The sequence below is a fragment of the Vicinamibacteria bacterium genome (genome assembly GCA_035570235.1).
GTDB lineage: Bacteria > Acidobacteriota > Vicinamibacteria > Fen-336 > Fen-336 > DATMML01.
The window spans coordinates 1-26,168 of sequence record DATMML010000006.1 but is presented as its reverse complement, the minus strand read 5'-3'; the positions used below and the strand labels follow the sequence as shown (position 1 = coordinate 26,168).

Below are 26,168 nucleotides of genomic sequence, written 5' to 3'. Positions count from 1 at the left end.
ACTCGAAGGCGCTGCCGTGAAGGTCGTTGGTTCCCGACTTGGTGACGATGTTCACGATCGCGCCCGCGTTGCGCCCGTATTCGGCCTCCGCCCCGGAGAGGATGGGGAACTCCTCCACCGCGTCCACGGGAAGGATGGTGGCGGGCGTTCCGAAGACCCCCGCCTCGTTGATGGCGGGATCATTTCGATACCCGTCGTTCATGTCCGTGCCGTCGAGAAGGTAGTTGTTGGCCCGCCCGCGGTTGCCGTTGACGCTGAAGTAGCCGAAGGAGCCGGGGGAGTCGGAGACCTGCCCGGGGTCGGAGGTGGCCCCCGGCACCAGGCTCAGCAGGTGGGTGAAGTCGCGTCCGTTGATGGGAAGCTCGGAGGCCTGCTTGCCCTCGATCATGCCGCCCTGGGTGTTGTGGGTGGTGTCCACCAGGGGCAGCGTGGCCGTGACCTCCACGCTCTCGGTTTTTTCTCCGGGGGCGAGCTGCAGATCCAGGCGTCGGGTCTGAGAGACCTCCACCCGTAGTCCCCTGACGGTCTGGGTCTTGAAGCCGGAGAGGCTGGCGCTGACCGTGCAATCCCCGGGGGGCATCTCGGGGATCAAGTAGTTGCCCTCGCGGTCGGTCACGGCGGTGCGGCTCAGAGCCGTGCCCACGTTGGTGGCGGTGAGGAGGGCCCCGGGCACGGCGGCCCCGGTGGTGTCGGTCACGGTTCCCACGATGCCGCCGCGGAACGTTTGGGCGCTCAGCGTGGCCGCGCTCAGGAGACAAACGGCCAAGGCCAGTCGCAATCTCATGGGTCTCTCCTTACCCGCCGGACGTCGGGGAGTGCCAACGACGGGGGCGGTGTCACGTGCGGGTCCGAAAGCCTCGCGGCCGCTGCGGGAAAGCCGGTGCGGGAAACTCTGGCCGCGGTCCGGTCTCGCGTCGCTTCACGGTGCAAGTCTTCACTCGGGGTGTCGACGGGGAGCCTACCTTCCGGGATCGATGGAGTCAAGACACGCAGGCAACAGACGCACGCGCTTGGGCGCGGCGAATAAGCGCAGGCGGGGAGGAACGCTTGACACCCGGGGCCGGGTTCCTTACCATCTGGCTTCGGGAACGCGCTGATGAACATACCCGCCACGAACGCCGGGAGGGGAAAAGAGGGCGGGCCGGTGCGCCGCTGGCGTCCCGTGTTTCGTCACCACCGCTACCACCCGTAGCGGCGGGGCCTGGGGGCCCCGACCGCAGCAGCGGAGCGGGTTCCCTGGGGATCGGGCACGGACAAGGAGGCCTCTTCAGGGAACCCTGGAGAGGCTTTTTTGCTTTGGATTGGGTCGGCCATGATCGAGATTTGCGTGAGCCTGACCGAGGACACGACGGCGGCGGTCATCGACCGCATGGCCGACCTCGCGGAGGCGGCCGACCTCTTTGAGATCCGGGGCGATTTCGTCACCGACCTCGACCTTCTGACCATCTTGCGGGCCAAGACCCGGCCCCTCCTCTTTACCTGCCGGGCCGCTTCCGAGGGTGGTCGCATGTACGACGGGGACCCCCGCCGACGCCTGGCCTTGCTGGAGGCGGTGAAGCGGGGCTACGACTACGTGGACGTGGAGTACCGGAGCGGGCTCCGGGACGTCATGGCCGAGATGTCCGGGCGGGGGCTGGTTGTCTCCTACCACGACCTCGAGGGCACGCCCGCGGACCTGGACGGCTTGTATACAGCCATGGGGGAGACGGGGGCGGACTATGTGAAAATCGCGGTCACGCCGCGCTCGATCGCGGACGTAGGTCGCCTCCTGGACCTGGCGGCGCGGGTGGCCCGGGGAGGGGGCAAGCCCCTCCTGCCTGTGGCCATGGGTCCCCTGGGTCTTCCCACCCGCCTCCTGGCCGGGCGCTACCGGGCTCCCTTTACCTACGCCGCCCCCTCGCTCGGAAGCGAGGCCGCGCCCGGCCAGCTCCCGGCCGCGCTCATGGCCGATCTCTATCGGGTGCGCGAGGTCACGAGCGCCACCCGGGTCTACGGAGTTCTGGGCGCGGACGTGACCCGCAGCCTTTCCCCTGTCCTCCACAACCGGGCTTTCGCCGCCCGGCAGATGGACGCCATCTACATTCCATTGCAGGCGGAGGCGCTCGAGCCCTTTGTCTCCGCCCTGCCCGCGCTGGACCTGGCGGGCTTCAGCGTGACCCGGCCCTACAAGATGGACATCCTGCGCCACCTGCACGCGGTGGAGGAGACGGCGGCCCTCGCGGGCAGCGTCAACACCGTGGTCGTCCGGGACGGCCTGCTCCAGGGCTCGAGCACGGACGGCCACGGGGTGCTGGGACCCCTCAAGAAGAAGATCGACATCCGGGGCAAGCGTGTCCTCGTCCTTGGCGCGGGAGGGGCGGCCCGGGCGGCGGCCCTCTTCCTGGGCCGGAAGGGCGCGCGGGTCACGGTGGTCGCCCGCGACCCCGGCCAGGCGGCGGCGGTGGGGGCGGCGGTGGGCTGCGCCCACGACGACTGGGAAGGCCTGGCCCGTCATTCCTGGGACGTGCTCATCAACGCGACGCCCGTGGGTTCCCCCGCCTTCCCCGGCCAGAGCCCGTTACCCGCCGATCTGCACCGGCCGGGCTCGGTGGTCTTCGACATGGTCTACGACCCCCTGGAGACGCCCCTCCTGGCCGAGGCCCGGGCCGCGGGCTGCGCGACCATCGACGGCCTGGAGATGCTTCTCGCCCAGGCCGTCGCCCAGTTCGAGACGTGGACGGGAACGGAGGCGCCCGCGGATGTGATGCGCGAGGCCGTTCGGGCGACGCCCCCGGGGCGGGAGTCATGAGCGGCCGTTATTCGCGCCAGGAGCTCTTTCCCGGCATCGGCCGCGCCGGCCAGGAGCGGATCCGCGCCGCCCGGGTGCTGGTGGTGGGGTGCGGCGCTCTAGGCTCCTCGCTCGCGGAGATGATGGTCCGCGCGGGCGTGGGCGGTCTCACGGTCGTGGACCGGGACTACGTGGAGCCCTCCAACCTGCAACGCCAGTCCCTCTTCGAGGAGGAGGACGCCGCGCGGGGCCTGCCCAAGGCCGCGGCCGCGGAGGCCCGCCTCCGCCGCTTGAACTCCGAGGTGGAAGTTCGCGGAATAGTGGCCGACGTCTGCGCCGAGAACGCGGAGGAGATGGTGCGGGGCGCGCAGGTCGTCCTCGACGGGACGGACAACTTCGAGACCCGCTTCCTCCTGAACGATGTCTGCCTGCGGGCGGGCGTGCCCTGGGTCTACGGGGCCTGCGTCGGCGCCTACGGCCTCGCCCTCCTCGTCCGGCCGGGCCACTCGCCCTGCCTGCGCTGTGTTCTGGAGCGATTGCCGGACCCCGGCTCCGGGCCCACCTGCGACACCGCGGGGGTTGTGGCCCCCATCGTCCACGTGATCGCGGGCGTGCAAGCGGGGGAGGCGCTCAAGGTGCTGGCCGGCCAGACCGGCGCGCTCCTGCCGGGGATCGTCGCCGTGGACCTCTGGGCCGGGACCTTCGAGGTAACCGACCTGCGTGGCCGCGCGCCCTGGTGCCCTGCCTGCACCGCGGGGCAGTACGACTACGCGTCGCGGGAGAGCACCAGCGGCTCGGCCGTGCTCTGCGGCCGCGAGGCGGTCCAGCTGCGACCGCGCGCGGGGGGAACGGTGGATCTCCCCGCCCTGGCCGCGCGCCTCCGGGAGTCGGGTGAGGTGTTGGCCAACGAGTACCTGGTGCGCTTCCGGGGGAGCGACGCGGAGCTGGTGGTGTTCGGGGACGGACGGGCCATCGTCAAGGGGGTGAAGGACACCGCCCAGGCCCGGACCCTTTACGCGAAGTACGTGGGGAGCTGAATGAACGGAGCCACGCACGGACTGGTCCAGGCCCCGCCCGGGGTGCAGTGCTTCGTGGGCGATGAAGCCCGCCGGCGGCGGGCCATCGAGGAGAGGGTGGTCTCGGTCTTCGAGGGCTGGGACTACCAGGAGATCATCCCGCCCCTTTACGACTACGCGGACGTCTTCGCGGGGGGCGACCTCGCCCCCAAGACCTATTCCTTCGTGGGCCGCGACGGCAGCCTGCTCGCCCTTCGTCCCGACTTCACGAGCCTCCTGGCCAAGATCGCCGCCGGCCGCTTGTCCGGCCGGCCCGCCCCCATCCGGCTGTACTACTCGGGAGAGGTGCTCCGCTACGAGCCGCCCCAGGCGGGTCGCCAGAGCGAGCTCTTCCAGATGGGCCTGGAGCACCTCGGGGGGGCGAGCCGCGCCGCCGACGCGGAGGTCCTGGCCGTGGCCGCGGAATGCCTGGAGACGCTGGGGGCTTCGGGCTGGGTCCTCGCCCTCGGGCACGTGGGTGTCTTCAACGGGCTTCTGGAAGGCAGTGGGATAGAGGGCCCCCGACTGGCCACGCTGCGCGAGCGGGTGGAGGGAAAGGATCCGGCGGGGGTGCGCGAGGTGCTCGCGCAGGGCGGCGCCTCCGCGCAGGTGACGGAGGCCGTCGTACGTCTGACCGGGCTCGCGGGTGACGTCTCCGTGCTCGGGGAAGCGAGCCGAGCGTTCGCCTTCTCGCCCTGTGCGCGGGGAGCGGTGGAAGAGCTCTCGGTAGTAGTGGAGGCTCTTCGGGGGGCGGGCTTGGCGGACCGGCTGGTCCTCGACCTGGGCGAGGTCCGGGGCCTCGACTACTACACCGGCCTCGTCTTTCGGGTCTACGCGCCCGGGCTGGGGTTTGAGGTGGGGGGCGGGGGGCGCTACGACGCCCTGCTCGCGCGCTTCGGCCGCCCCATGCCTGCGGTGGGCTTCATGCTCGGGCTGGACCGGGTGGCCCTGCTGCTGGAGAGACAGGGAGCGGCCGTGCCCCCTGCGCCCGCCGCGGAAGCAGTGGGCGGGGGCGGGCTGGGCGCGTCCCTCCTCCGCGCTCGCGAGCGGCGGTCGGTGGGGGCCCGCGTGCGATTCGGTGACGGAGGCGGGGTATGAGCCTCACCGTCGCCCTCTCCAAAGGAAAGCTCCTCGCCGGCTCCGAGGCCCTCTTCCGCAAGGCGGGGCTGCCGTTTCCGGAGGGGGAGGGTCGACGTCTCGTGGTCGCCATGGACGGGCTGCGCTTCCTGTTCGTGAAGGACATGGACGTGCCCACCTACGTGGAGCACGGGGTCGCGGACGTGGGGATAGCGGGTCGCGACGTGCTCCTCGAGAGCGACAGCGACGTCTACCAGCCGCTAGACCTCGGCTTCGGCCGCTGCCGGTTGGTGGTGGCCCGACGGAAGGGTTCGGGGGCGGACCTTTCCCGAGCCTCCACCCTCCGGGTGGCCACCAAGTACCCCAGGGTCACCGCCGCCCACTTCCTGGAGCAGGGAGTGTCCGTGGAGGTGGTGAAGCTCGCGGGGTCGGTGGAGATCGCCCCCGGCCTGGGCCTCGCGGACTGCATCGTGGACGTGGTGGAGACCGGGCGCACCCTCGAGGAGAACGGCCTGGAGTCGGTGGCGGAGGTGGCCTCCTCCTCCGCCCGTCTGATCGTGAACCGGGCCAGCTACCACGCCCGCCGCGCCGAGGTGTCGGGCCTGCTGGAGGCCCTGAGGACGGCCGCCCCGTGAGGACTCTGCGCTACGGCACCCCGGAATGGAGACGCTACCTCGCGGGACTGCCCCGGGGCGGGGCGAGGGTACCGGCGGTGGAGCGGGCCGTGGCCGCCATCTTGCGCGCGGTGCGGCGCGAGGGCGACCCCGCCCTCGTCCGCCTCACCGCTCGTCTGGACGGGGTGCGCCTCGACCCCCGCCGCCTGCGCGTTCCTGCCCGCGAGATCCGGGCCCGGGCTCGGGGCGCGGACCGCGGGCTGGTGGCGGCGCTGCGCGCCATGGCCGGGCAGATCGAGGCCTACCACCGGCGCCAACTCGAGTCCGGCTTCCGCATGCGTCTGCCCGACGGGTCGCTGCTGGAAGAGGTCGTGGCCCCCCTCTCTTCGGTGGGCCTCTACGTTCCGGGGGGAGCCGGCGCCTACCCATCCTCCGTCCTCATGAACGCCATTCCCGCCCGCGTGGCGGGGGTGCCGAGGATCGCAGTGGTCACGCCCCCGCGCACCCTGGAGAGAAGCCCCGCGGTAGCCGCGGCCCTCGTGCTCGCAGGCCTCGAGGACTCGGTCTACCGCGTGGGGGGGGCCCAGGCCGTGGCCGCGCTCGCCTACGGCACGCGCACGGTGCCCGCGGTGGACAAGATCGTGGGCCCCGGCAACGCGTACGTGGCCGCGGCCAAGCGGCAGGTGCGGGGCCAGGTGGAGATCGACCACGACGCGGGCCCGAGCGAGGTCGTGGTTCTGGCCGACGATACCGCGAAGGCGAGTCTGGTGGCGGCCGACCTGCTGGCCCAAGCCGAGCACGGCAGCGGGGGGGAGACGGTGGTCCTGGTCACGTCATCGCGGGCCCTGGGGACGGAGGCCCGGCGGCTGGTGGCGGCGGGGCTGTCCGGAGTGGCCAACCCCGCGGCCGCGCTGCGGGCCCTAAAGGGCCAGGGCGCGGTCGTGCTCGTGCGCGACACCGAGGAGGGGGTGGCGGCCGTGAACGCCCTCGCTCCCGAGCACGTGGAGGTCATGACCCGGCGGGCGGGGCTGGTGGCCCGGCGGCTGGTGGCGGGGGCGGTGTTTGTGGGCCCCTGGGCTCCGGTGGCGGCGGGCGACTACGGCGTGGGCCCCAACCACGTCCTGCCCACGGGGGGCGCGGCCCGTCACGCCTCGCCCCTCTCCGTCCGCGACTTCCAACGGCGCCAGAGCCGGGTGCGCCTGACCCGGTCCGGCCTGCGGCGGATTGCGGAGGGCGTGGTGAGGGTGGCGCGGGCGGAGGGCTTTCCCGGCCACGCGCGGAGCGTTCTGACGAGGTTCGAGTCGTGAACCCCCTGCGGCACATCAAGCCCGCGGTGCGCCAGGTCGCGGCCTATACGCTGGCCGCGCGCTCGGCCCCGGTCAAGATCAACCAGAACGAAAACCCCTACGACCTGCCCGAGTCCGTGAAGAGGCGGGTGCTGGAGGGGGCGCTCTCCCGGCCCTGGTCGCGCTACCCCGAATTCGACCCGAAGGCGCTGCTCGCGAAGCTGGCCGAATTCGCGGGCTGGCGGGCGGATGGGATCCTGGCCGGAAACGGCTCCAACGAGCTGATCGAAGCCCTGCTCCTGGTGACGGTCGGTCCGGGGACGCGGGTTGTGATCCCGGAGCCCACGTTCACGCTCTACGCGCTCCTGACCGGCATTCTGGGCGGGGAGGCGGTGCGGGTGGGACTCGGGCCCGACCTCGAGTACGACCCCACCGCCCTCCAGACCGCGCGCCGGGGGAGCCAGGCCGCGCTCACCATCGTGTGCTCCCCCAACAACCCCACCGGGGGGGTGCTCGACCCGGGCGAGGTCTCCCGGCTGTGCGAGGAGGGAGACGGTCTGGTCGTGATCGACGAGGCCTACCACGAGTTCGCGGGCCAGTCGGTGGCTCCCCTGCTCGCCCGACATCCCAACCTCGTGGTCCTGCGCACGTTCTCCAAGGCCATGGCCCTGGCCGGCCTCCGGGTCGGCTATCTGCTGGCTTCGCCCGAGCTCACGCGCGAGATCAACAAGGCGCGGCTGCCCTACAACATCAACTTCTTCTCTCAGGCCGCGGCCATGGCCGCTATCGACGACTATCCCCTCCTCGAGCTGACCGTGAAGCGGCTGGTTGTCGAGCGGGAGCGGATGGCTGCCCGGCTCGGGTCCCTTCCCGGCCTGCGCGTCTATCCCTCCCGCGCCAACTTCGTCCTCATCGAGCTTCGGGACGCCGACCCCCGGGCCGTGTTCGAGGCGCTCTATGGCCAGGGGATCCTGGTGCGAGATGTCACCTCCTACCCCCGGCTGGCCCGCTGCTTGCGGGTGAGCGTGGGCAGCGAGGCGGAAAACGAGGCGTTCCTTCAGGCCCTGCCCGCGGCCCTCCGCGCGGCGGGGGCCCACGCGGGGAGGCTTTGATGCGCGCGCGCAAGGCGGTTGTCAAGCGGAAGACCCGGGAGACGGACGTCCAGCTGGCCTTGGACCTTGACGGCCAGGGCCGATCCCGCATCGCCACCGGCGTCGGCTTCCTGGACCACATGCTGACCGCGTTTGCCACCCACGGCCACTTCGATCTGGACGTACGGTGCAAGGGTGACCTGCACGTGGACGCCCACCACAGCGTGGAGGACGTGGGGATCGCGCTCGGGGACGGGCTCTTGCAGGCCCTGGGGGACCGGAAGGGGATCGTGCGCTTCGGCCACGCCTACATCCCCCTCGACGAGGCCCTCTCCCGCTGCGTGGTGGACCTCTCGGGGCGGCCCTTCCTGCACTACGACGCGGGCTTCAAGGCCCAGCGCGTGGGGGACATGCCCACCGAGCTGTTCGAGGACTTCTTCTGGGCCCTGGCCGACCACGGGCGGCTGAACTTGCACTTGGAGGTGATCCGGGGTCGGAACGCCCACCACATCGCGGAAACCCTGTTCAAGTCCTCGGCCCGGGCCCTGGCCATGGCCGTGGCCCTGGACCCGCGGGTGAAGGGCGTGCCCAGCACCAAGGGAAGCCTGTGATCACGATCGTCGACTACGGCCTCGGCAACTTGGGAAGCGTCATCAAGGCCTTCCGCCACGTGGGGGCGGAGACCGTGCTCTCCGGGGACCCCGCGGCTCTGCGGGAGGCGGAGGCCCTGGTCCTCCCCGGGGACGGGGCCTTCGGGGCCGCCATGGACGGGGTGCGGGAGCGCGGGCTGGTGCCCGTGCTCCGGGAGATGGCGGAAGCGGGGACCCCGCTGCTGGGCATCTGCATCGGGATGCAGCTCCTCTTCGAGGAGAGCGAGGAGCACGGGCAGCACGCGGGTCTCGGTCTCCTCCCCGGCCGGGTAAGGCGCTTCGCGGGCGAGCTCCCCGTTCCCCACATGGGCTGGAACTCCCTGCATCCCCGGCGGGCACATGCCCTCCTGGACGGGATCCCGGACGGCGCTCACGTCTATTTCGTCCACTCCTATTTCTGCGACGCCGGCGAGGACGTGGTCGTGGCCACCTCCGACTACGGGGTTGACTTTCCCGCGGTGGTGGCCCGCGGGAGCGTCCTGGGCGTGCAGTTCCACCCCGAGAAGAGCCAAGCCGTGGGCCTGCGCATGGTCGAGAACTTCGTCCGCTCTCTGCCCGCGGCGAGCGGCCGCCGGAGAAGCGCATGATCGTCGTTCCCGCCATCGATATCCGCGGGGGGCGGGTAGTGCGCCTGAAGCAGGGTCGGCTGCAGGAGGAGACGGTGTACGGCAACCATCCCGCGGACGTGGCCCGCCGGTGGGAGGCGGAGGGTGCGCAGCGCATCCACGTGGTCGACCTCGACGCCGCCATCGAAGGCAAGCCCCAGACGGAGGCGGTGGGCGAGATCATCGCCGCCGTGGAGATCCCGGTGGAGGTGGGGGGCGGCCTGCGCGTGCTGGAGAACGCCATGCGCTACAAGGACCGCGGAGCGGACCGGGTGATCTTCGGGACCGCGGCCATCGCCCGTCCGGGCGTGGTCCAGGAGGCGGCGCGTCTCTGGCCGGAGTCGGTGGCGGTGGCGGTGGACGCCCGAAACGGGAAGGTCGCGGTGGCGGGCTGGAACGAGATCACGACCGTGGACGTGCTGGACCTGGCGGCAAAGGTGAAATCCTGGGGCGTCCCCCGCCTCCAGTACACGGACGTGGTGCGGGACGGCATGCTGGTCGGCCCCAACCTCTATGCCATCGAGCAGCTCGCCCGCGGGAGCGGCCTGCGCATTACCGCGGCGGGGGGAGTCTCGACGGTGGAGGACGTGCGAAAGATCCGGACCCTAGCCTCTCTGGGCGTGGATGAGGTCGTGGTGGGGAAGGCCCTCTACGAGGGCCGGTTTACCCTGGGGGACGCGGCGAGCGCGGCATGCTAGCCAAGCGGCTCATCCCCTGTCTGGACGTGGACCGGGGCCGGGTGGTCAAGGGGGTGCAGTTCGTGGCCCTGCGCGACGCCGGGGACCCCGTGGAGTGCGCGGCCCGGTACGACGCGGAGGGGGCGGACGAGCTCGTGTTCCTCGACATCACTGCCTCCTCCGATGCCCGGCCCATCGTGCTGGAGATGGTCCGGGGCGTGGCGGACACCGTCTTCCTCCCCTTCACGGTGGGGGGTGGGGTGCGGTCGCTGGAGGATGCGGACGCGCTGCTCCGCGCGGGGGCGGACAAGGTGGCGGTGAACACGGCCGCCGTCCACGACCCCGCCCTGCTGGAGAGACTGGCCCGGCATTTCGGCTCCCAGGCCGTGGTCCTGGCCATCGACGCGCGCGGCGGCGGGGCCGCCGCGCCGCCCGCGGGTCCGGCCCGGGGTTGGGAGGTCTATGTCCACGGGGGGCGCACCCCCACCGGCCGGGACGCCGTGGCCTGGGCGCGGGAAGGGTCCGAGCGGGGGGCGGGGGAGATCCTGCTCACGAGCATGGACCGCGACGGGACCAAAGACGGCTTCGATATCGCCCTCACGCGGGCGGTGGTGGAGGCGGTCCGGGTGCCGGTGGTGGCCTCCGGCGGCTGCGGCTCCGTGGCCCACCTAGGGGCGGTCCTCCGCGAGGGGGGGGCGAGCGCCGCCCTGGCCGCGTCCATCTTTCACTTTGGCGAGGTCCGCATCCCCGAGGCCAAGGCGGAGCTGAAGGCGGCCGGAATCGAGGTGCGGTCGTGAGCCTCGCCATCCCGGACGGGCTCACCTACGACCCGAACGGCTTGATCCCGGTGGTGGTCCAAGACCATCGCAGCGGCGACGTGCTCATGGTGGCCTACGCCAGCCAGGAGGCCCTGGACCGGACGCGGGAGACGGGTCTCGCTCACTTCTGGAGCCGAAGCCGCGGTGCCCTCTGGAAGAAGGGCGAGACCTCGGGGCACGTGCTGACCGTGCGCGAGGTGCGGACGGACTGCGACCGGGACAGCCTCCTCATGGTGGTGGAGCCCTCCGGCCCCACCTGCCACACCGGCTCGCGGACCTGCTTCGGGGAGGAGGGGCCGAGCGGGGCGGGAATCTTGGAAGAGATCGCGCGCGTCATCGCGGAGCGGGCGCGGAGCGCTCCCGAGGGCTCGTACACCGGCCGCCTGCTGGCCAAAGGGCTCGACCACGTCCTCAAGAAGGTGGGGGAGGAGGCCACGGAGGTGGTGCTGGCGGCCAAGGGGGAGAGCGACCTTCGGCTGGCCGAGGAGACGGCGGACCTTCTCTTCCACCTCCTGGTCGTGCTCGCCCAGCGGGGAGTGCCGGTAGCGGAGGTGATGGGAGTGCTCCGGAAGAGAAGGAGCGGGCCTTGAAGTCTCTGGCCTTCGACGACTACGAGCGGCTCTCCGCGGGCGGGGGGCCCGTCCCCGTGTTCCGCGAGGTCCCCGGCGACACCCTGACCCCGGTTTCCGCCTTCCTCGCCCTCTCTGCCCGCGCCGAGCGGGCGTTCCTGCTGGAGAGCGTGCTGGGGGGCGAGCGCTTGGCCCGCTACTCGTTCCTGGGCCGCGATCCCCTGGCCACCCTGGAGGTGCGGGGGCGCGAAGTCTGGGTGCGGGAGGGGGGTTCGGAGAAGGTGGATCCCCGCGGTCTCTTCGCGGCCCTGCGCGCGCGCCTGGGAGCGCCCCCTGCCGAGATCCCGGGCCTCCCCCGCTTCACGGGGGGGGCGGTGGGTTATCTGAGCTACGACGCGGTGCGCCTCTTCGAGCGGATTCCCGACCGGCACGCACCCACGGACGTCCCCCTGGCCTCCTTCGCCTTCTACCGCTCCCTCGTAGCCTTCGACCACGTCCAACAACGCCTGGTGCTGATCGTGGACACCGAGCCCGGCAGCCGTCGCGCCTTCGCCCAGGCCCAGGAGGTGCTGGACGGGCTGGAGGAAGACCTGCGCTGGCAGAGGCGGCCGGGCGCGGAGGCGAGCGCGGGCGGGATCCCGCATCCGGCGGCTCTGAGCGACGGAGCCTCCTTCCGGGAGACCGTGCAGCGGGCCAAGGAGTACATTGCGGCCGGCGACATCTTCCAGGTCGTGCTCTCCCGGCAGCAGACCGTCCCCTGCGACCTCGACCCTTTCCGGGTCTACCGCGCCCTGCGCATGGTGAACCCCTCGCCCTACATGTACTTTCTCAAGGACCGCGAGACTACGGTGGCGGGGGCCTCCCCGGAGATGCTGGTGCGGGTCGAGGGCAGACAGGTGGAAACCCGGCCCATCGCGGGCACGCGGCCGCGCGGCGATTCCGCGGCCCGCGACGAGGCGCTGGCCCGCGAGCTCTTGGCGGATGAGAAGGAGCGGGCCGAGCACATCATGCTCGTCGACCTGGGTCGCAACGACCTCGGGCGCGTCTGCCGGTTCGGGAGCGTGAGGGTGCCCGAATTCATGAAGGTGGAGCGCTACAGCCACGTGGCTCACATCGTGAGCTCGGTGGTGGGCGAGCTGGGGGAGGGGAAGGACGCCCTGGACGCCCTGGCCGCGGTCTTCCCCGCGGGCACCCTCTCCGGCGCCCCCAAGATCCGGGCCATGGAGATCATCGATGAGCTGGAGCCGGCGAGGCGCGGGCTGTACGGCGGCGCCCTCGGCTATCTCGACCTGCGCGGGAACCTGGACTTCTGCATTGCCATCCGCACCCTCGTCTTCCGGGAAGGCCGGGCCACCCTGCAAGCGGGGGCCGGCATCGTGGCCGACTCCGACCCCGGGGCGGAGGAGCGGGAGACGGAGGCCAAGGCGGGGGCCATGTTCGAGGCCCTGGGCCGCGCGGGGGGGCTCCCATGATCCTGCTCATCGACAACTACGACTCGTTCACCTACAACCTCTACCAGTACCTCGGCGAGCTGGGGGCGGAGGTTCGGGTCATCCGCAACGACGCCCTGAGCGCGGAGGAGGCTCTGGCCCTGCGCCCCGAGAAGGTCGTGATCTCGCCCGGGCCGGGAACGCCGGACCAGGCCGGCATGAGCCTGGAGCTCATCCGGCGGATCCGGGTGCCCCTCCTGGGGGTCTGCCTCGGCCATCAGGCCCTGGGTCAGGCCTTCGGTGGCCGCGTGGTCCGCGCGCCCAAGCTCATGCACGGCAAGACGTCGGAGGTCCGCCACGACGGGCGGACCCTCTTTACCGACCTGCCCAACCCCCTCACCGCCACGCGCTACCACTCGCTGGTCGTGGCCCCGGACAGCGTGCCCGATTGCCTGGAGGTGTCAGCCTGGGCCGACGGGGGGGTGGTCATGGGCTTGCGCCACCGCCAGCTCCCCCTGGAGGGCGTGCAGTTCCATCCGGAGAGCATCCTGACCGCGGCCGGCAAGGACCTCCTGCGCAACTTCCTGGGCGTGGGGGCCCGGGTCAGCATCGGGCGCCACCTGGCCAAGGTCGCGCGCGGGGAGCGGCTCTCGGAGGGGGAAGCGGGGGCAGCCATGGCCACCATCATGGATGGGGAGGCCACCCCCGCCCAGATCGGGGCCCTCCTCGCAGGGCTGGCCGCGCGGGGGGAGACCGAGGACGAGGTGGTGGGGTTCGCGCGCGCCATGCGCGACCGCGCGCTGCCCATCCTCGCCGCGGGTGCTCTGGACACATGCGGAACGGGGGGCGACGGCGCGGGCACCTTCAACATCTCGACCGTCGCCTCCCTGGTGGTGGCCGCCTGCGGGGTGCCCGTGGCCAAGCACGGCAACCGCTCCGCCAGCGGGAGCTGCGGCAGCGCGGACGTGCTGGAGGCCCTGGGCGTGCGCATCGACGCCCCGCGGGCGGCGGTGCAGCGCTCCCTGGACGAGGCGGGCTGGGCGTTTCTCTTCGCCCCCGGCTTCCACGCCGCCACCCGCCACGCCGTGGGTCCGCGCAAGGAGCTGGGCGTCCGTACCGCCTTCAACCTGCTCGGTCCCCTGACCAACCCCGCGCGGCCCACCGCCCAGGTGGTGGGGGTGCCCCGGCCCGAGCTCACGGAGTTCATGGCGCGCTGCCTCCAGCGCATGGGGGTGGGCCGGGCCTGGGTGGTCCACGGCTCCGGCCTCGACGAGCTGACCCTGGCCGGCCCCACCACCGTCACCGCTCTCGAAGCGGAGGGCCTGCGGACCTTCCGGGTGGCGCCCGAGGATGCGGGCCTCGCCCGCGGGGACGCCGAGAGCTTGCGGGGGGGCGACCCCCGCGCGAGCGCCGCCATCGCCCGCGAGGTCCTGGCCGGGGTGCGGGGCCCCCGCCGCGACGTGGTATTGCTCAACGCCGCCGCCGCCCTCCTGGTGGCGGGGCGGGCGGCCGATCTGCGTGAAGGCGTGCGCCAAGCGGCGGAGGCCATCGACGCCGGGCGCGCGGCCGCCCTCCTGGACCGGGTCGGGGAGATCTCCCGATCATGAGCGGGAGCGTACTTGGCGAGATCCTGGTCCGGACCCGGGCCCGCGTGGAGGAGCGCCGGCTCCGCTGCCCCCTCGACCGCCTGCTGGCCACGGCCCCCACCCCGGGGCCGCCCCGTTCCTTCGCCCGCGCCCTCGCGCGCCCCGGCGAGCCCAGCCTTATCGCCGAGTTCAAGCGCCGCTCGCCCTCGCAGGGCGCGATCCGCGAAGACCTCGCACCCTCCACGGTGGCCCGGGCCTACGAGGCGGCCGGGGCGGCTGCCCTCTCCGTCCTCACGGAGCCGGAGTTCTTCGGGGGCCGCCTCGAAGACTTGAGCCAAGCCCGGGGCGCCACCTCCCTTCCCACTCTGCGCAAGGACTTCGTGGTCGATCCCTACCAAGTCTGGGAGGCTCGCGCCGCGGGGGCGGACGCGGTGCTCCTGATCGCGGCCGCCCTCTCCGACCCCGAGCTCCTGGGGCTGCTCGGCACGGCCGCGCAGGCGAACCTGGACGCGCTCGTTGAGGTCCACGACGCCACCGAGCTGGACCGTGCCCTGAGGGCCCAGGCCCGCCTGGTGGGCGTGAACAACCGTGACCTCAAGACCCTGGAGGTTTCGCTCGAGACCGCCCTCGGCCTTGCCCCCCGCATCCCGGACGACGTGCTCGCGGTGGCGGAGAGCGGGATAAAGACCGGCGCCGACCTGAGGCGCCTAGGCGAGGCGGGGTTCGACGCCTTCTTGGTCGGCGAGCATCTCATGCGGGCCCCGGACCCGGGGTCGGCCCTGGCCGCGCTGATCCGGGCGGGGAGGGCGGCGTGACGCGCGTCCTGGTCAAGATCTGCGGCATCACCTCTCCCGCGGACGCGCGGCTCGCGGTGGAGGCGGGAGCGGACGCGCTGGGCTTCGTCTTCTGGCCGGGGAGCCCCCGGCGGGTGGACCCCGAGACCGCCCGCCGGATCGGGGCGGAGCTGCCCCCCTTCGTCTGGCGGGTGGGGGTCTTCGTCGATGCCGACCGGGAGACCCTGGCCACGACCGCGGACGCGGCAGGCCTGGATCTGCTGCAGCTCCACGGAGACGAGCCGCCGGAAGCGTTCGCGGGTCTGACCCGCCGGGCCCTGAAGGCGCTCCGGGTGGGGGGTGGCTTCTCCCCCGAGATGGCCCGGCCTTACGAGGGACGGGCGGCGGGCCTTCTCCTCGACACCCAAGGGGGGGGCGCGCCCGGGGGCACGGGCCGGAGCTTTGATTGGTCGCGGGCGGAGGGTCTTAGGGAGAGGATGGGGTTCCTCATGCTCGCGGGTGGCCTCACCCCCGAGAACGTGGCGGAGGCGATCGCGGTCGTGCGCCCGCACGCGGTCGATGTCTCGAGCGGCGTGGAGTCCGCGCCCGGCCGCAAGGATCCGCGGCGCGTGCGCGCTTTCGTGGAAGCGGTGCGGAGGGCGGAGGGATGAGACCGGATTCAGCCGGGCATTTTGGGCCCTACGGCGGGCGCTATGTGCCGGAGACGCTCATGGAGCCGCTGCGCGAGCTGGAGGCGGCATACGCGGAGGCGCGGCGCGATCCTGCCTTCCGCCGGGAGCTGACCGAGCGTCTGCGCGACTACGTGGGCCGGCCCACGCCCTTGGGCTTCGCCTCCCGGCTCTCGGAGCGGCTGGGCTGCCGCGTCTACCTGAAACGGGAGGACCTCTGCCACACCGGAGCCCACAAGATCAACAACGCCCTCGGTCAGGCCCTGCTCGTGAAGCGGATGGGCAAGACCCGGGTGGTGGCGGAGACGGGGGCCGGGCAGCACGGGGTGGCCACGGCCGCGGTCTGCGCGCTCCTGGGACTCGAGTGCGTCGTCTACATGGGTACGGAAGACATGCGCCGCCAGGCCCCCAATGTCCGGCGGATGCAGCTGCTGGGGGCGGAGGTGCGCGGGGTGGACTCCGGCGCGCGAACCCTGAAGGACGCGATCAACGAGGCCATGCGCGACTGGGTGACGAACGTGCGCCACACCCACTACCTGCTGGGCTCGGTGTTGGGCGCCCATCCCTATCCCATGATGGTGCGAGACTTCCAGTCCGTGATCGGGGACGAGGCGCGGGCCCAGATCCTGGCCCAGGCCGGAGCCTTGCCCGACCTGCTCGTGGCCTGCGTGGGGGGCGGCTCGAACTCCATCGGCCTCTTCTCCGCCTTCCTCGCTGACGAGGGCGTGGAGATGGTGGGTGTGGAGGCGGGCGGCCGCTCGGGGGCTCCGGGCGACCACGCGGCGAGATTCCTGGCCAAGAGCGCCTCCGCGGGCGTGCTCCAGGGGACGTTCACTTACCTTCTGCAGGACGGGGCGGGGAACATCCTGCCCACCCACTCCGTTTCCGCGGGACTCGACTATCCCGCGGTCGGACCCGAGCATGCCCTTCTTCACGACGAGGGGCGGGTGCGTTACACGTCGGCCAACGATGGAGAGGCTCTGGCCGCCTTCCACCTGCTCTCGGCCATGGAAGGGATCCTGCCCGCCCTGGAGTCGTCGCACGCCCTGGCCTTTGTCGCGCGCGAGGCCGCTTCCCTGCGCGGCCGGCTCCTGATCGTGAACCTGAGCGGCCGGGGCGACAAGGATCTGGACATTCTGGAGCGCTTCCCCGCCGGGGGCGGCGCGCGGGCGACGGAGGGCGGTGAGGGACGACGCCCCCCCTCGTCATGACCCGCATTGGCGAGCGGTTCGACCGGGTGCGGAGGGGGGGCGGCAAGGCCTTCGTGGCCTTCATCACCGCCGGGGATCCCTCCCTGGAAGCCACCGTCGAGGCCGCGCTGGCCCTGGAGGGAGGGGGCGTCGACGTGCTTGAGCTCGGGGTACCCTTCTCGGACCCCCTCGCGGACGGTCCCGTGATCCAGCGGGCGAGCGAGCGGGCGCTGGCCCGGGGCACCACCCTGCCCGCGGTGCTTCAGGCGGTGCGCGGCATCCGCCGGAGGAGCGAAATCCCCCTGCTTCTCTTCAGCTACTTCAACTCCCTGTTGCGGCACGGGCTCGCCCGCGTGGTGGGCGAGGCCTGCGCGGCGGGAGTGGACGGCGTCCTGGTCACGGACCTCCCCCCGGAAGAAGCCGGCCCTTGGCTGGAGGCGGCCCGGCCCGCCGGCCTCGACACCGTCTTCCTGGCCGCGCCCACCAGCCCGGAGGAGCGGCTCCGCCGGGTGGCGGAGGCCTCGCGCGGGTTCGTATACGCGGTGAGCCGCACAGGGGTCACCGGGGAACGGAGCGCGCTCTCCGATGACGCCCGACCGCTGGTGAAGCGGATCAAGGCCCTGACCGCGGAGCCGGTGGCCTTGGGTTTCGGGATCTCCACCCCCGAGCAGGTGGCGGCCGCGGCCGCGGTCGCGGACGCGGTGGTGGTGGGCAGCGCGCTCGTGCGCTTCCTGGAGGAGCACCCGGAGGGAGACCTCGGGGGGCAGGTGCGATGGCTGAAAAGCGCGATCTAACCGCGGCGTCCGAACCGGGGAGGGAGGGGGACGGGGCCACTATCCCGGCTCCGACCGGTCCGGGAAGCATGGCCGAGATCGAAGCCTGGCGCCGTCGGATCGACGCCATAGACGACCAGCTCATGGGGCTGCTCAACAGCCGTTCCGCCTGCGCGGTCGAGATCGGCAAGATCAAGCGGGTGCTGGGCCTGCCCGTCTATTCCCCGGAGCGGGAAGCCTGGATCCTCGAACGCTTGATGCGCGAGAACCCGGGCCCCCTCGATGCGTTGGCGGTGAGGAGGGTCTTCGAGAGGATCATCGACGAAGGCCGGCGACTGGAGCGGCTGGGCGGGGACCGCCGCGGGGTCCCCCCCCGCGAGGACGCCGACGAAGGACAGGGGGGGGAGGGGCCGGAGAGGCCCGACTAATTAAAGGTGAGCCCATGGTCATCGTGATGGAGCAGACGGCGACGGAGGAGCAAGTTCAGAAAGTCATCCAGACGCTGGTGGACGTGGGCTACGACGTCCACCGGTCCACTGGAGTCAGCCACACCGTGCTAGGGGCGGTGGGTTCCCCCCGCCGGTCGGTGGATCCCCGCGCCCTCGAGCTCATCCCCGGGGTGCGGGAGGTGGTCAAGATCTCCGAACCCTACAAGCTCGTGGGGCGCACGTTCAAGGCCGAGGACACGGTGGTGGACATAGCGGGGATCCCGGTGGGCGGGCCGGAGGTCATCGTGATGGCCGGTCCGTGCTCGGTGGAGACGCGGGAACAGGTTTCGTCCGTGGCCCGCTCGGTGCAGACCTCGGGGGCCAAGGTGCTGCGGGGGGGGGCCTTCAAGCCGCGCACATCGCCCTATTCCTTCCAGGGGCACGGTGAGGAAGCCTTGCGTTGGATGCGGGACGCGGCGGATGAGCTGGGCCTGGCCGTCGTGAGCGAGGTCATGGACGTGCGGGTGATCGAGATGATGCTGCGCTATGTGGACTGCCTGCAGGTGGGGGCGCGCAACATGCAGAATTTCGACCTTCTCAAGGAGCTGGGCCGGGTCCGTCGGCCCGTGCTCCTGAAGCGCGGCCTCTCCGCGACCATCGAGGAGTGGCTGCTTTCCGCGGAGTACGTCCTGGCCGGGGGCAATGGCCAGGTCATCCTTTGCGAGCGCGGCATCCGTACCTTCGAGAACGCGACTCGCAACACCCTCGACATCTCCGCCATCCCGGTGGTCAAGAAGCGGAGCCACTTGCCGATCCTGGTGGACCCCAGCCACGGCACCGGCCGCCGGGACAAGGTCATTCCCATGGCGCGGGCGGCGGTGGCGGCGGGGGCGGACGGGCTGCTCATCGAGGTGCACAACGAGCCCGAGAAGGCCCTCTCCGACGGGGCGCAGAGCCTCTACCCCGACCAGTTCGATCGGCTCATGGGGGAGCTCCGGGTCATCGCTCCCGTCCTGGGACGCACCCTGCCCCTGGCCAAGATCCCGGCCCCGTCGGGCGGCTAGGGGGCGGGCTCCGGGGGCAGGAGGCCCTCCGGGGTGGGGTGGTCGAGGAAGAGCAGGTTCAGCCGGGGCTGGCCGTCGGCGCCGATGGAGACGTTGCGGATCTCCGCCCGGGTGTGGAAGGTGCCCTCCAGGTTCTCGACCTCCACCATCTCCCCCTTGGCCACGGGCAGGGAGGTCTTCACGAGGGCCCCCCATTTGCTCAGGTTTTCCGCGTAGGTCTGCTCTTCCACGAGCGGGCCGGGGACGCTCGTCCGCCGCAGCTTCAGCCCCAGGCGCGACTCCGTCCGGGGGAAGCGCCGGCGCTCGTCGGGCCGGGGGTCGTTCGGCATCAGAAAGATGCCGCTGGGGAGCGAGGTCTCCCCCCGCGGCGGGTGCTTGCCCAGGAACATGAGGCCCACCCGCGGGGGGTTGCCCGAGCCCACGCTCCGCACCAGCCCGTAAACGTGGTAGGAGGGGTCGGTGAGATCATGGCGGCGCAGCCGCTTGGGGAGGGGCATGGCGAGATGAAGGGCCTGGCCGATCCGCACGGACTCGTGGAGCCGGAATGAGATCCCGGCCATGGAGGCGTCTTCGCTGTTCGTCATCTCTTCCCAGGTCGCGCCGTCGCCCCTGCGGCCCTGCACTTTCACCGGCACGTGCAGCGCGATGCGCGCTTCCTTGCGGCGATCCGGGCGCTTCCCTTCTACCATCCGGTTTGGGTCCCCCGATTCGGAAAGGGCGGGATCCCGCGCGTCCACTGGAAAAAGATGACCCACCCTAGCACACTTTAGGCGCGACCCGCCGCACGGGCGCGCCCGCGCGTAGGGCTCGCACCCCGGCGAGTGGTCGACATCGCGGAGCTCGGGGGGGAGGCCGCCGAGGACTTTCCTCCTGCCCCCCTCCTGGAGTGGGACTGGGACGACGGAGACCGCAACCTCTGCGAGGCGGACGGCCCCCCCTTCGAGCCGAGAGCGACCCTCGAGCGGCACCTCAGCGCCGACCATGTCCATCGCCGAGCCGGCAACTACAGCGTGCGGGTCATCCTCCGCCGAGCCAGCCGGTCGGTGGCTAGGGCAGGGTCAACGTGGGCTTGCGCTGAGAGGAGTTGCGCCCGCTTCGGACGCGAGCAGGGCCGCCCCCAGGGCGGGAAGGGCCAGCGCGGTCTTGCCCCCCCGCGGTTTGTAGCGGCGGCCGGAGAGGAGGTCGCGCGCGGGCAGGGGAAAGGGCAGCTCCAGCGCCTGCTCGCGATCGGAGGCGTTGAACGCGGCCAGGACCCGGTCGTCCTCCAGGGCGCGCACGAAGGCGTAGACGCGGCGCGCGTCGTCGGCCAGCACCGTCTCGAACGTGCCCCGGCGCAGGGGGGCCTGGGTGGCGCGGATGTGACCGAGGCTCTGGTAGTACTTGAAGAGCTCCTCGTCGAAGCGCACGGGGTCGGCCCGGCGCGCCTGGCCTAAGGGGTGGGTCGCTTCGTCCTCGTAGCGCAGCTCCTTCCAGACCATGGGCTTGCGATCGTCGGGATCCTCCCCACCCCACATCCCCGCCTCGGTGCCGTAATAGACCATGGGGGCGCCCAGGTAGGCGAACTGGAAGGCCGCCACCAGGCGGAGCCGACGCCATTCCTCGGCGCGGGGGGCGCGCACGTCGTAGGAGGGATCGTCCCGGGGGCCCCGCGCGTGCCCGTAGGGACGATCCGGGTTCACGATCTGGGAGGCCAGGCGGTCGGTGTCGTGGCTGTCGAGCAGATTCATGAGGGCAAGGTTGGTGGGAGGGGGGCCGTCGGCGCGCAGGGTGGCCAGGCGCTCGTCAAACTCGGTTGCGCTGATCGGACTCTGACGATCGATGAAGAAGGCCTTGACCGCATCCGCCCACCGGTAGTTCAATACCGCGTCGAACTCGTCCCCCTTGAGCCAGGGCGCGGGGTTCCACATCTTGTTGGCGGACCAGTCCTCCCACCAGACCTCGCCCGTCAAGTACGCCTCGGGGTTGATGGCGAGCACCCACTTGCGGAACTCGCGCCAGAACCCGTGGGGGACCTTCTGCGCCACCTCCAACCGCCAGCCGTCCACCCCGTCCGCGGGGTCGCCGTCCCCGTTGGGATCGCCCCACCGCTTGACGATGGCCCGGAGGTGGTCGCGCGGTCCCGCGGCCAAGGTGTCCCCCTCCTTGCGCAGCTCCGGCAGCTCCCGCGCCCCCGCCCAGCCCCGGTAGTCGAACTCGTCGGCGAGGGTCCGGGGATCGTCGAAGCGGTCGATGACGAACCAGCCCGTGTACTTCGACTGCGCCTGCTTCGTGCGCACGTCCCGGAAGGCCCAGAAGGTGAGGCCCACGTGGTTGAAGACCCCGTCCAGGATCACCTTCATCTGTCGCCGGTGGCACTCCTGCACCAGGCGCAGGAAGAGCCGATCGGCGGCGGTCCATTTCCAGGTGGAGGGTTCAAGCGGGTTCTCGGTGGCCCAGATCAGTCGGTCCCCCTCGGGATCGGGTCCGAAGTTGTTGTCGACATGGTGGTAGAACGTCGTGTCGTACTTGTGGAGGGAGGGCGCCTCGAAGATGGGGTTGAGCGAGATCGCGGTCACCCCCAGGCTCTGGAGGTAGTCCAGCTTGTCGATGACCCCCTGGAGGTCCCCGCCGTAGCGCCGGAGTTGAGCGTTGTAGTAGAAGTCCCGCCCGTTCGCCTTCTCCCAGGGCTGCAGCTTGTACCAGTCCCCGGTCCAGGAGGAGAGACGCCAGTCACGGATGGGGTCATGGGGCCAAGCGCCGCGGAGGTCCGCGGGGCGGGGGTCGTTGCGGGGATCGCCGTTGTGGAAGCGCTCGGGAAAGACCTGGTACCAGACGGCGTCCGCGGCCCAGGCGGGGGGGCCCGCGCGCAGGCCGGGGGGAGCTTCCGCCCGCGTGGAAGCAGCCAGCCAAAGGCCCATCCCGACCAGGCCGGCAAGCCCCCGACGCTTCGCCATCGCGGTTCCTCCGCTCCCTGCGCGGGAGCGTACGGCCTTGGAGGGAGGGGGTCAAGGAGGGTGGGGGAGACTGGGGGCGAGGAGAGGGTGGATGAGAGCCGAAGCCGGAAACCGCACCGCGGCTTGGTTGAGCACGGTCCCGATAAAGTGTTAACTGTCGGGCCATGAGCGTCCGCGACGCCATCGTGGTGGAGGGGCTGACCAAGGTCTTCCGCCAGACGACCGCCGTGGACCGGTTGTCCTTCCGGGTAGGCGGGGGGCGCTTCTTCGGCTTCCTGGGGCCAAACGGCGCCGGCAAGAGCACGACCATCAAGATGCTCACCGGTCTCCTGCGCCCGACCGCGGGCGATGCAGTTCTGGAGGGGATCCGCTTAAGCAAGGACCTGCTGGGGGTGAAGCGGATCATCGGAGTCCTGCCCGAGGAGCTCCCCCTCTACGAAAGGCTGACGGGAGAGGAGTATCTGCACTTCGCGGGGCGGATGTACGGCCTGGGCCGGGCGGAGACCCAGAAGCGCACGGAGGAGCTCCTCGAGTTCTTGAGCCTTACCGAGGACCGCTCCAAGCTGATCGTGGACTACTCGCAGGGCATGAAGAAGAAGCTGGCCCTGGCCGCCGCCCTCATCCACAGCCCGCGGGTCCTGTTCCTGGACGAGCCCCTGAACGGGATCGACCCCGTCTCCGCGCGGGTGGTCACGGACCTCCTGCAGCGGCTGACCCGGAAGGGGGTGACCCTCTTCTTCACCACCCACGTCCTCGACGTGGTGGAGAGGCTCTGCGACGAGGTGGCGATCATCGATCGGGGGCGGATCGTGGCCCAAGGGACTCTCCCGGAGATCCGCGCCCAGCGTGAGGTGGGCCAGGACGCGAGCCTGGAAGACGTCTTCCTCAAACTGGTGGCGGCGGACGTCCACCGCCAGGACCTCTCGTGGATCGGCTGATCGCGCTCATCGTCCTGCGCTGGCGAATGGACGTGCGGGCGTTGCTGGGGGCCCGGGAGCGAATCCTGGGCCTATTGCTCGCGGTTCCCGGTCTGCTCCTCTTCGCGGGGCTCGCCTCTTTCTTCACCTACTTCGGCCTCCGCCTCCTGGAGAACCGGCAGCCGGAGGCGGTGCTGCCCGTGGTCTCTGCGGCGGCGACCCTGCTCGGCCTCTTTTGGACGCTCTCCCCGCTTCTGGCCGGCGTGGCCTTCAGCGAGACCCACGACCTGTCACGGCTGCTTCACTTCCCCATCCCCTTGCCCCTGCTGGTGGTGGCGTCCCTGGGCGCGAACCTGCTCCAGCCCATGGTCCTGACCCAGATCCCCCTGCTCTTGTCCCTGACCCTGTCCGTAGCGGGTGGCCTCGGCTCGCTTCCGCTCTGCGGGGCGGGGGTGGCCCTCGCCTACCTCTTCGTGCTCGCCGCGGCCCAGGTCATGGGCCTCCTTTTCCAGGGCCTGGCCCGCAACCGAAGGCTCCAGGACCGGGCCCTCTTCTTCGGCCTGGGGCTCGGCTTCCTGCTCAGCCTCCTCCCCCTCCTCTTCATGGCCGGCGGGGGCCGCAGCCTGGCCGGCCTCCTGCGCTTCGTGGTGGCCACCGACCTCTTTGCCGTCTCCCCTTTCGCCTGGGGACTGCGGGCCGCCGTCCACGCCGGGCGCGGGGAAGCCCTTCCCTTCCTCTTCTACGTCGCGGCGGCGGGCGGGGGGCTCCTGGGCGCGGTGTTCCTCTCGGCATCCCTCGCGCGGCGGATCTACCGGGGCGAGCTGGAACTGGGGAGTGCTCCCGCTCGGGCGGCCGGGGCCCCGGCACCCATGCTCTTTTCGGGTGACCTCGGCGCTCTCCTGGAGAAGGACCTGCGGGTGACCTGGCGCGACCCCCGGCTCAAAGCCGTGGTTTTCACCAGTCTCGTGGGGCCCCTCCTCCTGCTCTTTCTCGTCTGGCAGGGCTCCGCCGGCCGCGTGGCCCCTGCTGCGCTGTTGGCTCTCGCCTCCCTCACCGGCCTCTCCACGTTTGGAGCCAACGCTTTCGCCCTCGAGCGGCGGGGCTTGATCCTGCTCGTCGGCTTTCCCGTGCCACGCTGGAGGGTGCTGGCGGCCAAGAACGCAGGAGTCATCCTGCTGCGCTTGCCCAGCCTGCTCCTCCTTCTCCTGGCCACGGTTCTCCTCGCGCCGCCCCCGCTCGCCGCTCCCGTGGCCACCGTCGGCCTCCTGACCATGTTGATCGGGGCGGGGGTCGACAACTTTCTCTCCATCCTCTTCCCGGTGGCGGTGCCCGCGCCGGGGAGGAACCCCTACGGCCCCGTCTCCGGGGGCCGCGGCCTGGGCGCGGCGGCCGTGGCCGCCGCCTTGATGATGGGCGCGCTCCTCGTCTCCTCTCCCTTCTCCTTCCTGGCCTGGCTGCCCCTCCTCCTGGGGGAGGAAAGGCTCTGGCTGCTGACCCTGCCCCTCGCATTGGCTGGCGCCGCCGCCATCTACGCGACCCTATTGGGCGCGGCCGCCCGCCTCCTCCAGAGGCGCGAGCCCGACCTCCTGGGGCGGGTGCTGGGGGAAGAGTGAGGAGGCGCAGGCCGGTGGTGGCCATCGTCGGTCTGGGGCTCATCGGCGGATCCCTGGCCCGCGCCCTGACCCGGGCGGGATACCGGGTGCTGGGCGTGGACCGGCCGGGAGTGAGGCGGCGCGCCCGCGCGCAGGGGGCGGTCGCGGAGACCATGGCCACCCCGGAGGCGGCGGCCCGCCGCGCCGACGTGGTCGTGCTGGCCGCGCCCCCCCGTGCCAACCTGACCCTCCTCCGGCGCTTGGCGGCCCGAGCGTCGCCCCGCCGCCTGGTGATCACCGATGTGGGCAGCGTGAAGGGGCCGATCTGCGGGCTGGCGCGGCGGCTGGGCCTCGGTGGGTTCGTGGGCGGCCACCCCGTGGCGGGGACCGAGGGACGGGGATTCGCGGCCGCCTCCGCCGACCTCTTCCGCGGACGGGCCTGGGCGCTCACTCCCACGCCGCCGGGCACCCGCGCCCTCTCTCGGGTGCGCGCGCTGGTGCGCGCGGTGGGGGCCCGGCCGGTGACGATCTCGGTGCGCGACCACGACCGCGCCCTCGCCTTCCTGAGCCACCTCCCCCAGGTCGTGTCCTTCGCCCTCCTGGACGCCGTCCGCCACGACCCCGTGGCCGCCCGCCACCTCCAGCTCGCGGGCCCGGGCTTCCGGGACATGACCCGGCTGGCCAGAAGCCCGCGCCCGCTCTGGCGCGAGATCCTGGGCCAGAACCGGGCCGAGGTCGCGCGCGCCCTGAAGGCCCTGCGGGGCGCGACCCGAACTTGATACTATCGGACTGGCGACAGGCCCCCAGGCTTTCAGGAGCCCCTTTTTTGTGAACAAGGTGATGAAGGACGCGGCCGCGGCCGTCAAGGACATCCCCGACGGCGCCTCCATCATGATCTCGGGATTCGGCCTCTGCGGCATTCCCGAGAACCTGATCGCCGCTCTTCGGGACCGGGGGGTCAAGAACCTCACGCTCATGAGCAACAACGCGGGGACGAACGACTTCGGGATCACCCTCCTCCTGCAGAACCGTCAAGTGAAAAAGATGATCGCGACCTACGTGGGAGAGAACAAGCTCTTCGAGAAGATGGCGCTGGCGGGCGAAATCGAGGTGGAACTGAACCCCCAGGGCACGTTCGCGGAGCGAATGCGGGCGGGAGGGGCGGGGGTGGCGGCCTTCTTCACCCCCACCGCTTACGGCACGCTGGTGGCGGAGGGCAAGGAGGTGCGCTGGTTCGGCGGACGGCCCCACATCCTCGAGACCGCCCTCCGCGCGGACTACGCCTTCGTGAAGGCCTGGAAGGGCGATCCCCTGGGCAACCTCGTCTTCCGCCGCACCACCCGCAACTTCGGCCCCGTGATGGCCATGGCCGCGCGCACGACCATCGCGGAGGTGGAGCAGCTGGTGCCGGAGGGGTCCCTCGACCCCGACGCGGTCGTCACCCCCGGCATCTTCGTGAAGCGGATCTTCCAGGGCCCGAGATACGAAAAGAGGATCGAGAAGCGGACGCTCCGCGGCCAGGGCGGGGGGGAGGTCGACAGCAAGCGCGAGCGCATCGTGCGCCGGGCCGCCCTCGAGATGAAG

Annotated in this window: 26 protein-coding genes; 23 read left to right on the top strand and 3 right to left on the bottom strand. The window is 71.6% G+C overall.

Going from position 1 to position 26,168, the window contains the following annotated elements:
* Positions 1-784 (bottom strand): carboxypeptidase regulatory-like domain-containing protein (locus VN461_00785; GenBank protein HXB53292.1); only part of this gene is annotated, 784 nt, incomplete at its 3' end.
* A 528-nt stretch (positions 785-1,312) separates the two neighbouring features.
* Here VN461_00785 and aroE point away from each other — a divergent pair.
* The 19 genes from aroE (at position 1,313) to aroF (ending at position 19,142) form a co-directional block, all read left to right on the top strand.
* Positions 1,313-2,788: a shikimate dehydrogenase gene (gene aroE, locus VN461_00780; protein ID HXB53291.1), complete on the top strand. Its 1,476-nt coding sequence runs from the start codon at positions 1,313-1,315 to the stop codon at positions 2,786-2,788.
* Positions 2,785-3,804 (top strand): ThiF family adenylyltransferase, encoded by a 1,020-nt coding sequence (locus VN461_00775; protein HXB53290.1) that lies wholly within the window; start codon positions 2,785-2,787, stop codon positions 3,802-3,804. The genes aroE and VN461_00775 overlap by 4 nt, the downstream gene beginning before the upstream one ends.
* Positions 3,805-4,920: an ATP phosphoribosyltransferase regulatory subunit gene (hisZ, locus tag VN461_00770; protein ID HXB53289.1), complete on the top strand. Its 1,116-nt coding sequence runs from the start codon at positions 3,805-3,807 to the stop codon at positions 4,918-4,920. It abuts the gene before it with no gap.
* Positions 4,917-5,534, top strand: coding sequence for an ATP phosphoribosyltransferase (gene hisG / locus VN461_00765; protein HXB53288.1), 618 nt, complete (start codon positions 4,917-4,919; stop codon positions 5,532-5,534). Before hisZ ends, hisG begins: the two co-directional genes overlap by 4 nt.
* The gene (gene hisD, locus VN461_00760; GenBank protein ID HXB53287.1) at positions 5,531-6,820 is read left to right on the top strand and encodes a histidinol dehydrogenase; all 1,290 of its coding nucleotides are present in this window, start codon (positions 5,531-5,533) and stop codon (positions 6,818-6,820) included. Before hisG ends, hisD begins: the two co-directional genes overlap by 4 nt.
* Positions 6,817-7,911: a histidinol-phosphate transaminase gene (hisC, locus tag VN461_00755; GenBank protein ID HXB53286.1), complete on the top strand. Its 1,095-nt coding sequence runs from the start codon at positions 6,817-6,819 to the stop codon at positions 7,909-7,911. Before hisD ends, hisC begins: the two co-directional genes overlap by 4 nt.
* Positions 7,908-8,501 (top strand): imidazoleglycerol-phosphate dehydratase HisB, encoded by a 594-nt coding sequence (hisB, locus tag VN461_00750; protein ID HXB53285.1) that lies wholly within the window; start codon positions 7,908-7,910, stop codon positions 8,499-8,501. Before hisC ends, hisB begins: the two co-directional genes overlap by 4 nt.
* The gene (gene hisH, locus VN461_00745) at positions 8,498-9,127 is read left to right on the top strand and encodes an imidazole glycerol phosphate synthase subunit HisH (GenBank protein ID HXB53284.1); all 630 of its coding nucleotides are present in this window, start codon (positions 8,498-8,500) and stop codon (positions 9,125-9,127) included. Before hisB ends, hisH begins: the two co-directional genes overlap by 4 nt.
* Positions 9,124-9,843, top strand: coding sequence for a 1-(5-phosphoribosyl)-5-[(5-phosphoribosylamino)methylideneamino]imidazole-4-carboxamide isomerase (gene hisA / locus VN461_00740; GenBank protein HXB53283.1), 720 nt, complete (start codon positions 9,124-9,126; stop codon positions 9,841-9,843). Before hisH ends, hisA begins: the two co-directional genes overlap by 4 nt.
* On the top strand, positions 9,837-10,619 hold the full coding sequence (gene hisF, locus VN461_00735) for an imidazole glycerol phosphate synthase subunit HisF (GenBank protein ID HXB53282.1): 783 nt from the start codon (positions 9,837-9,839) through the stop codon (positions 10,617-10,619). Before hisA ends, hisF begins: the two co-directional genes overlap by 7 nt.
* Complete coding sequence (gene hisIE, locus VN461_00730) at positions 10,616-11,230, top strand: bifunctional phosphoribosyl-AMP cyclohydrolase/phosphoribosyl-ATP diphosphatase HisIE (protein HXB53281.1); 615 nt, start codon at positions 10,616-10,618, stop codon at positions 11,228-11,230. The genes hisF and hisIE overlap by 4 nt, the downstream gene beginning before the upstream one ends.
* On the top strand, positions 11,227-12,681 hold the full coding sequence (trpE, locus tag VN461_00725; GenBank protein HXB53280.1) for an anthranilate synthase component I: 1,455 nt from the start codon (positions 11,227-11,229) through the stop codon (positions 12,679-12,681). Before hisIE ends, trpE begins: the two co-directional genes overlap by 4 nt.
* Positions 12,678-14,246, top strand: coding sequence for a bifunctional anthranilate synthase component II/anthranilate phosphoribosyltransferase (locus tag VN461_00720; GenBank protein HXB53279.1), 1,569 nt, complete (start codon positions 12,678-12,680; stop codon positions 14,244-14,246). The genes trpE and VN461_00720 overlap by 4 nt, the downstream gene beginning before the upstream one ends.
* Positions 14,243-15,040, top strand: coding sequence for an indole-3-glycerol phosphate synthase TrpC (gene trpC / locus VN461_00715; GenBank protein ID HXB53278.1), 798 nt, complete (start codon positions 14,243-14,245; stop codon positions 15,038-15,040). Before VN461_00720 ends, trpC begins: the two co-directional genes overlap by 4 nt.
* The gene (locus tag VN461_00710; protein ID HXB53277.1) at positions 15,037-15,669 is read left to right on the top strand and encodes a phosphoribosylanthranilate isomerase; all 633 of its coding nucleotides are present in this window, start codon (positions 15,037-15,039) and stop codon (positions 15,667-15,669) included. The genes trpC and VN461_00710 overlap by 4 nt, the downstream gene beginning before the upstream one ends.
* Positions 15,666-16,898 carry a tryptophan synthase subunit beta gene (trpB, locus tag VN461_00705; GenBank protein ID HXB53276.1) on the top strand — a complete coding sequence of 411 codons (1,233 nt, stop codon included), beginning with the start codon at positions 15,666-15,668 and terminating at the stop codon, positions 16,896-16,898. Before VN461_00710 ends, trpB begins: the two co-directional genes overlap by 4 nt.
* On the top strand, positions 16,895-17,671 hold the full coding sequence (trpA, locus tag VN461_00700) for a tryptophan synthase subunit alpha (protein HXB53275.1): 777 nt from the start codon (positions 16,895-16,897) through the stop codon (positions 17,669-17,671). The genes trpB and trpA overlap by 4 nt, the downstream gene beginning before the upstream one ends.
* 68 nt (positions 17,672-17,739) lie before the next feature.
* The gene (gene pheA, locus VN461_00695) at positions 17,740-18,078 is read left to right on the top strand and encodes a chorismate mutase (GenBank protein HXB53274.1); all 339 of its coding nucleotides are present in this window, start codon (positions 17,740-17,742) and stop codon (positions 18,076-18,078) included.
* A gap of 14 nt (positions 18,079-18,092) precedes the next feature.
* A complete protein-coding gene (aroF, locus tag VN461_00690; protein HXB53273.1) occupies positions 18,093-19,142 on the top strand; it encodes a 3-deoxy-7-phosphoheptulonate synthase in 1,050 nt (349 codons plus the stop codon).
* Here aroF and VN461_00685 read toward each other — a convergent pair.
* Complete coding sequence (locus VN461_00685; protein HXB53272.1) at positions 19,139-19,831, bottom strand: PilZ domain-containing protein; 693 nt, start codon at positions 19,829-19,831, stop codon at positions 19,139-19,141. The two genes, aroF and VN461_00685, sit on opposite strands and share 4 nt — an antisense overlap.
* A gap of 369 nt (positions 19,832-20,200) precedes the next feature.
* Positions 20,201-22,075 (bottom strand): glycoside hydrolase family 13 protein, encoded by a 1,875-nt coding sequence (locus VN461_00680; protein HXB53271.1) that lies wholly within the window; start codon positions 22,073-22,075, stop codon positions 20,201-20,203.
* 164 nt (positions 22,076-22,239) lie between these two features.
* Between VN461_00680 and VN461_00675 the strand changes: the two genes are divergently transcribed.
* From VN461_00675 to VN461_00660, 4 genes are all read left to right on the top strand, one after another.
* A complete protein-coding gene (locus VN461_00675) occupies positions 22,240-23,013 on the top strand; it encodes an ABC transporter ATP-binding protein (protein HXB53270.1) in 774 nt (257 codons plus the stop codon).
* Complete coding sequence (locus tag VN461_00670; protein HXB53269.1) at positions 23,001-24,605, top strand: hypothetical protein; 1,605 nt, start codon at positions 23,001-23,003, stop codon at positions 24,603-24,605. The genes VN461_00675 and VN461_00670 overlap by 13 nt, the downstream gene beginning before the upstream one ends.
* Positions 24,602-25,363 (top strand): prephenate dehydrogenase/arogenate dehydrogenase family protein, encoded by a 762-nt coding sequence (locus VN461_00665; protein ID HXB53268.1) that lies wholly within the window; start codon positions 24,602-24,604, stop codon positions 25,361-25,363. Before VN461_00670 ends, VN461_00665 begins: the two co-directional genes overlap by 4 nt.
* Before the next feature lie 49 nt (positions 25,364-25,412).
* Positions 25,413-26,168 (top strand): CoA transferase subunit A (locus tag VN461_00660; protein HXB53267.1); only part of this gene is annotated, 756 nt, incomplete at its 3' end.

Bases quoted from the DNA above. Each gene is read 5' to 3' on its own strand.
- aroE (HXB53291.1), top strand. From the start codon at position 1,313: ATGATCGAGATTTGCGTGAGCCTGACCGAGGACACGACGGCGGCGGTC.
- VN461_00775 (HXB53290.1), top strand. From the start codon at position 2,785: ATGAGCGGCCGTTATTCGCGCCAGGAGCTCTTTCCCGGCATCGGCCGC.
- hisZ (HXB53289.1), top strand. From the start codon at position 3,805: ATGAACGGAGCCACGCACGGACTGGTCCAGGCCCCGCCCGGGGTGCAG.
- hisG (HXB53288.1), top strand. From the start codon at position 4,917: ATGAGCCTCACCGTCGCCCTCTCCAAAGGAAAGCTCCTCGCCGGCTCC.
- hisA (HXB53283.1), top strand. From the start codon at position 9,124: ATGATCGTCGTTCCCGCCATCGATATCCGCGGGGGGCGGGTAGTGCGC.
- hisF (HXB53282.1), top strand. From the start codon at position 9,837: ATGCTAGCCAAGCGGCTCATCCCCTGTCTGGACGTGGACCGGGGCCGG.
- VN461_00720 (HXB53279.1), top strand. From the start codon at position 12,678: ATGATCCTGCTCATCGACAACTACGACTCGTTCACCTACAACCTCTAC.
- trpC (HXB53278.1), top strand. From the start codon at position 14,243: ATGAGCGGGAGCGTACTTGGCGAGATCCTGGTCCGGACCCGGGCCCGC.
- trpB (HXB53276.1), top strand. From the start codon at position 15,666: ATGAGACCGGATTCAGCCGGGCATTTTGGGCCCTACGGCGGGCGCTAT.
- trpA (HXB53275.1), top strand. From the start codon at position 16,895: ATGACCCGCATTGGCGAGCGGTTCGACCGGGTGCGGAGGGGGGGCGGC.
- pheA (HXB53274.1), top strand. From the start codon at position 17,740: ATGGCCGAGATCGAAGCCTGGCGCCGTCGGATCGACGCCATAGACGAC.
- aroF (HXB53273.1), top strand. From the start codon at position 18,093: ATGGTCATCGTGATGGAGCAGACGGCGACGGAGGAGCAAGTTCAGAAA.
- VN461_00685 (HXB53272.1), bottom strand. From the start codon at position 19,831: ATGGTAGAAGGGAAGCGCCCGGATCGCCGCAAGGAAGCGCGCATCGCG.
- VN461_00680 (HXB53271.1), bottom strand. From the start codon at position 22,075: ATGGCGAAGCGTCGGGGGCTTGCCGGCCTGGTCGGGATGGGCCTTTGG.
- VN461_00675 (HXB53270.1), top strand. From the start codon at position 22,240: ATGAGCGTCCGCGACGCCATCGTGGTGGAGGGGCTGACCAAGGTCTTC.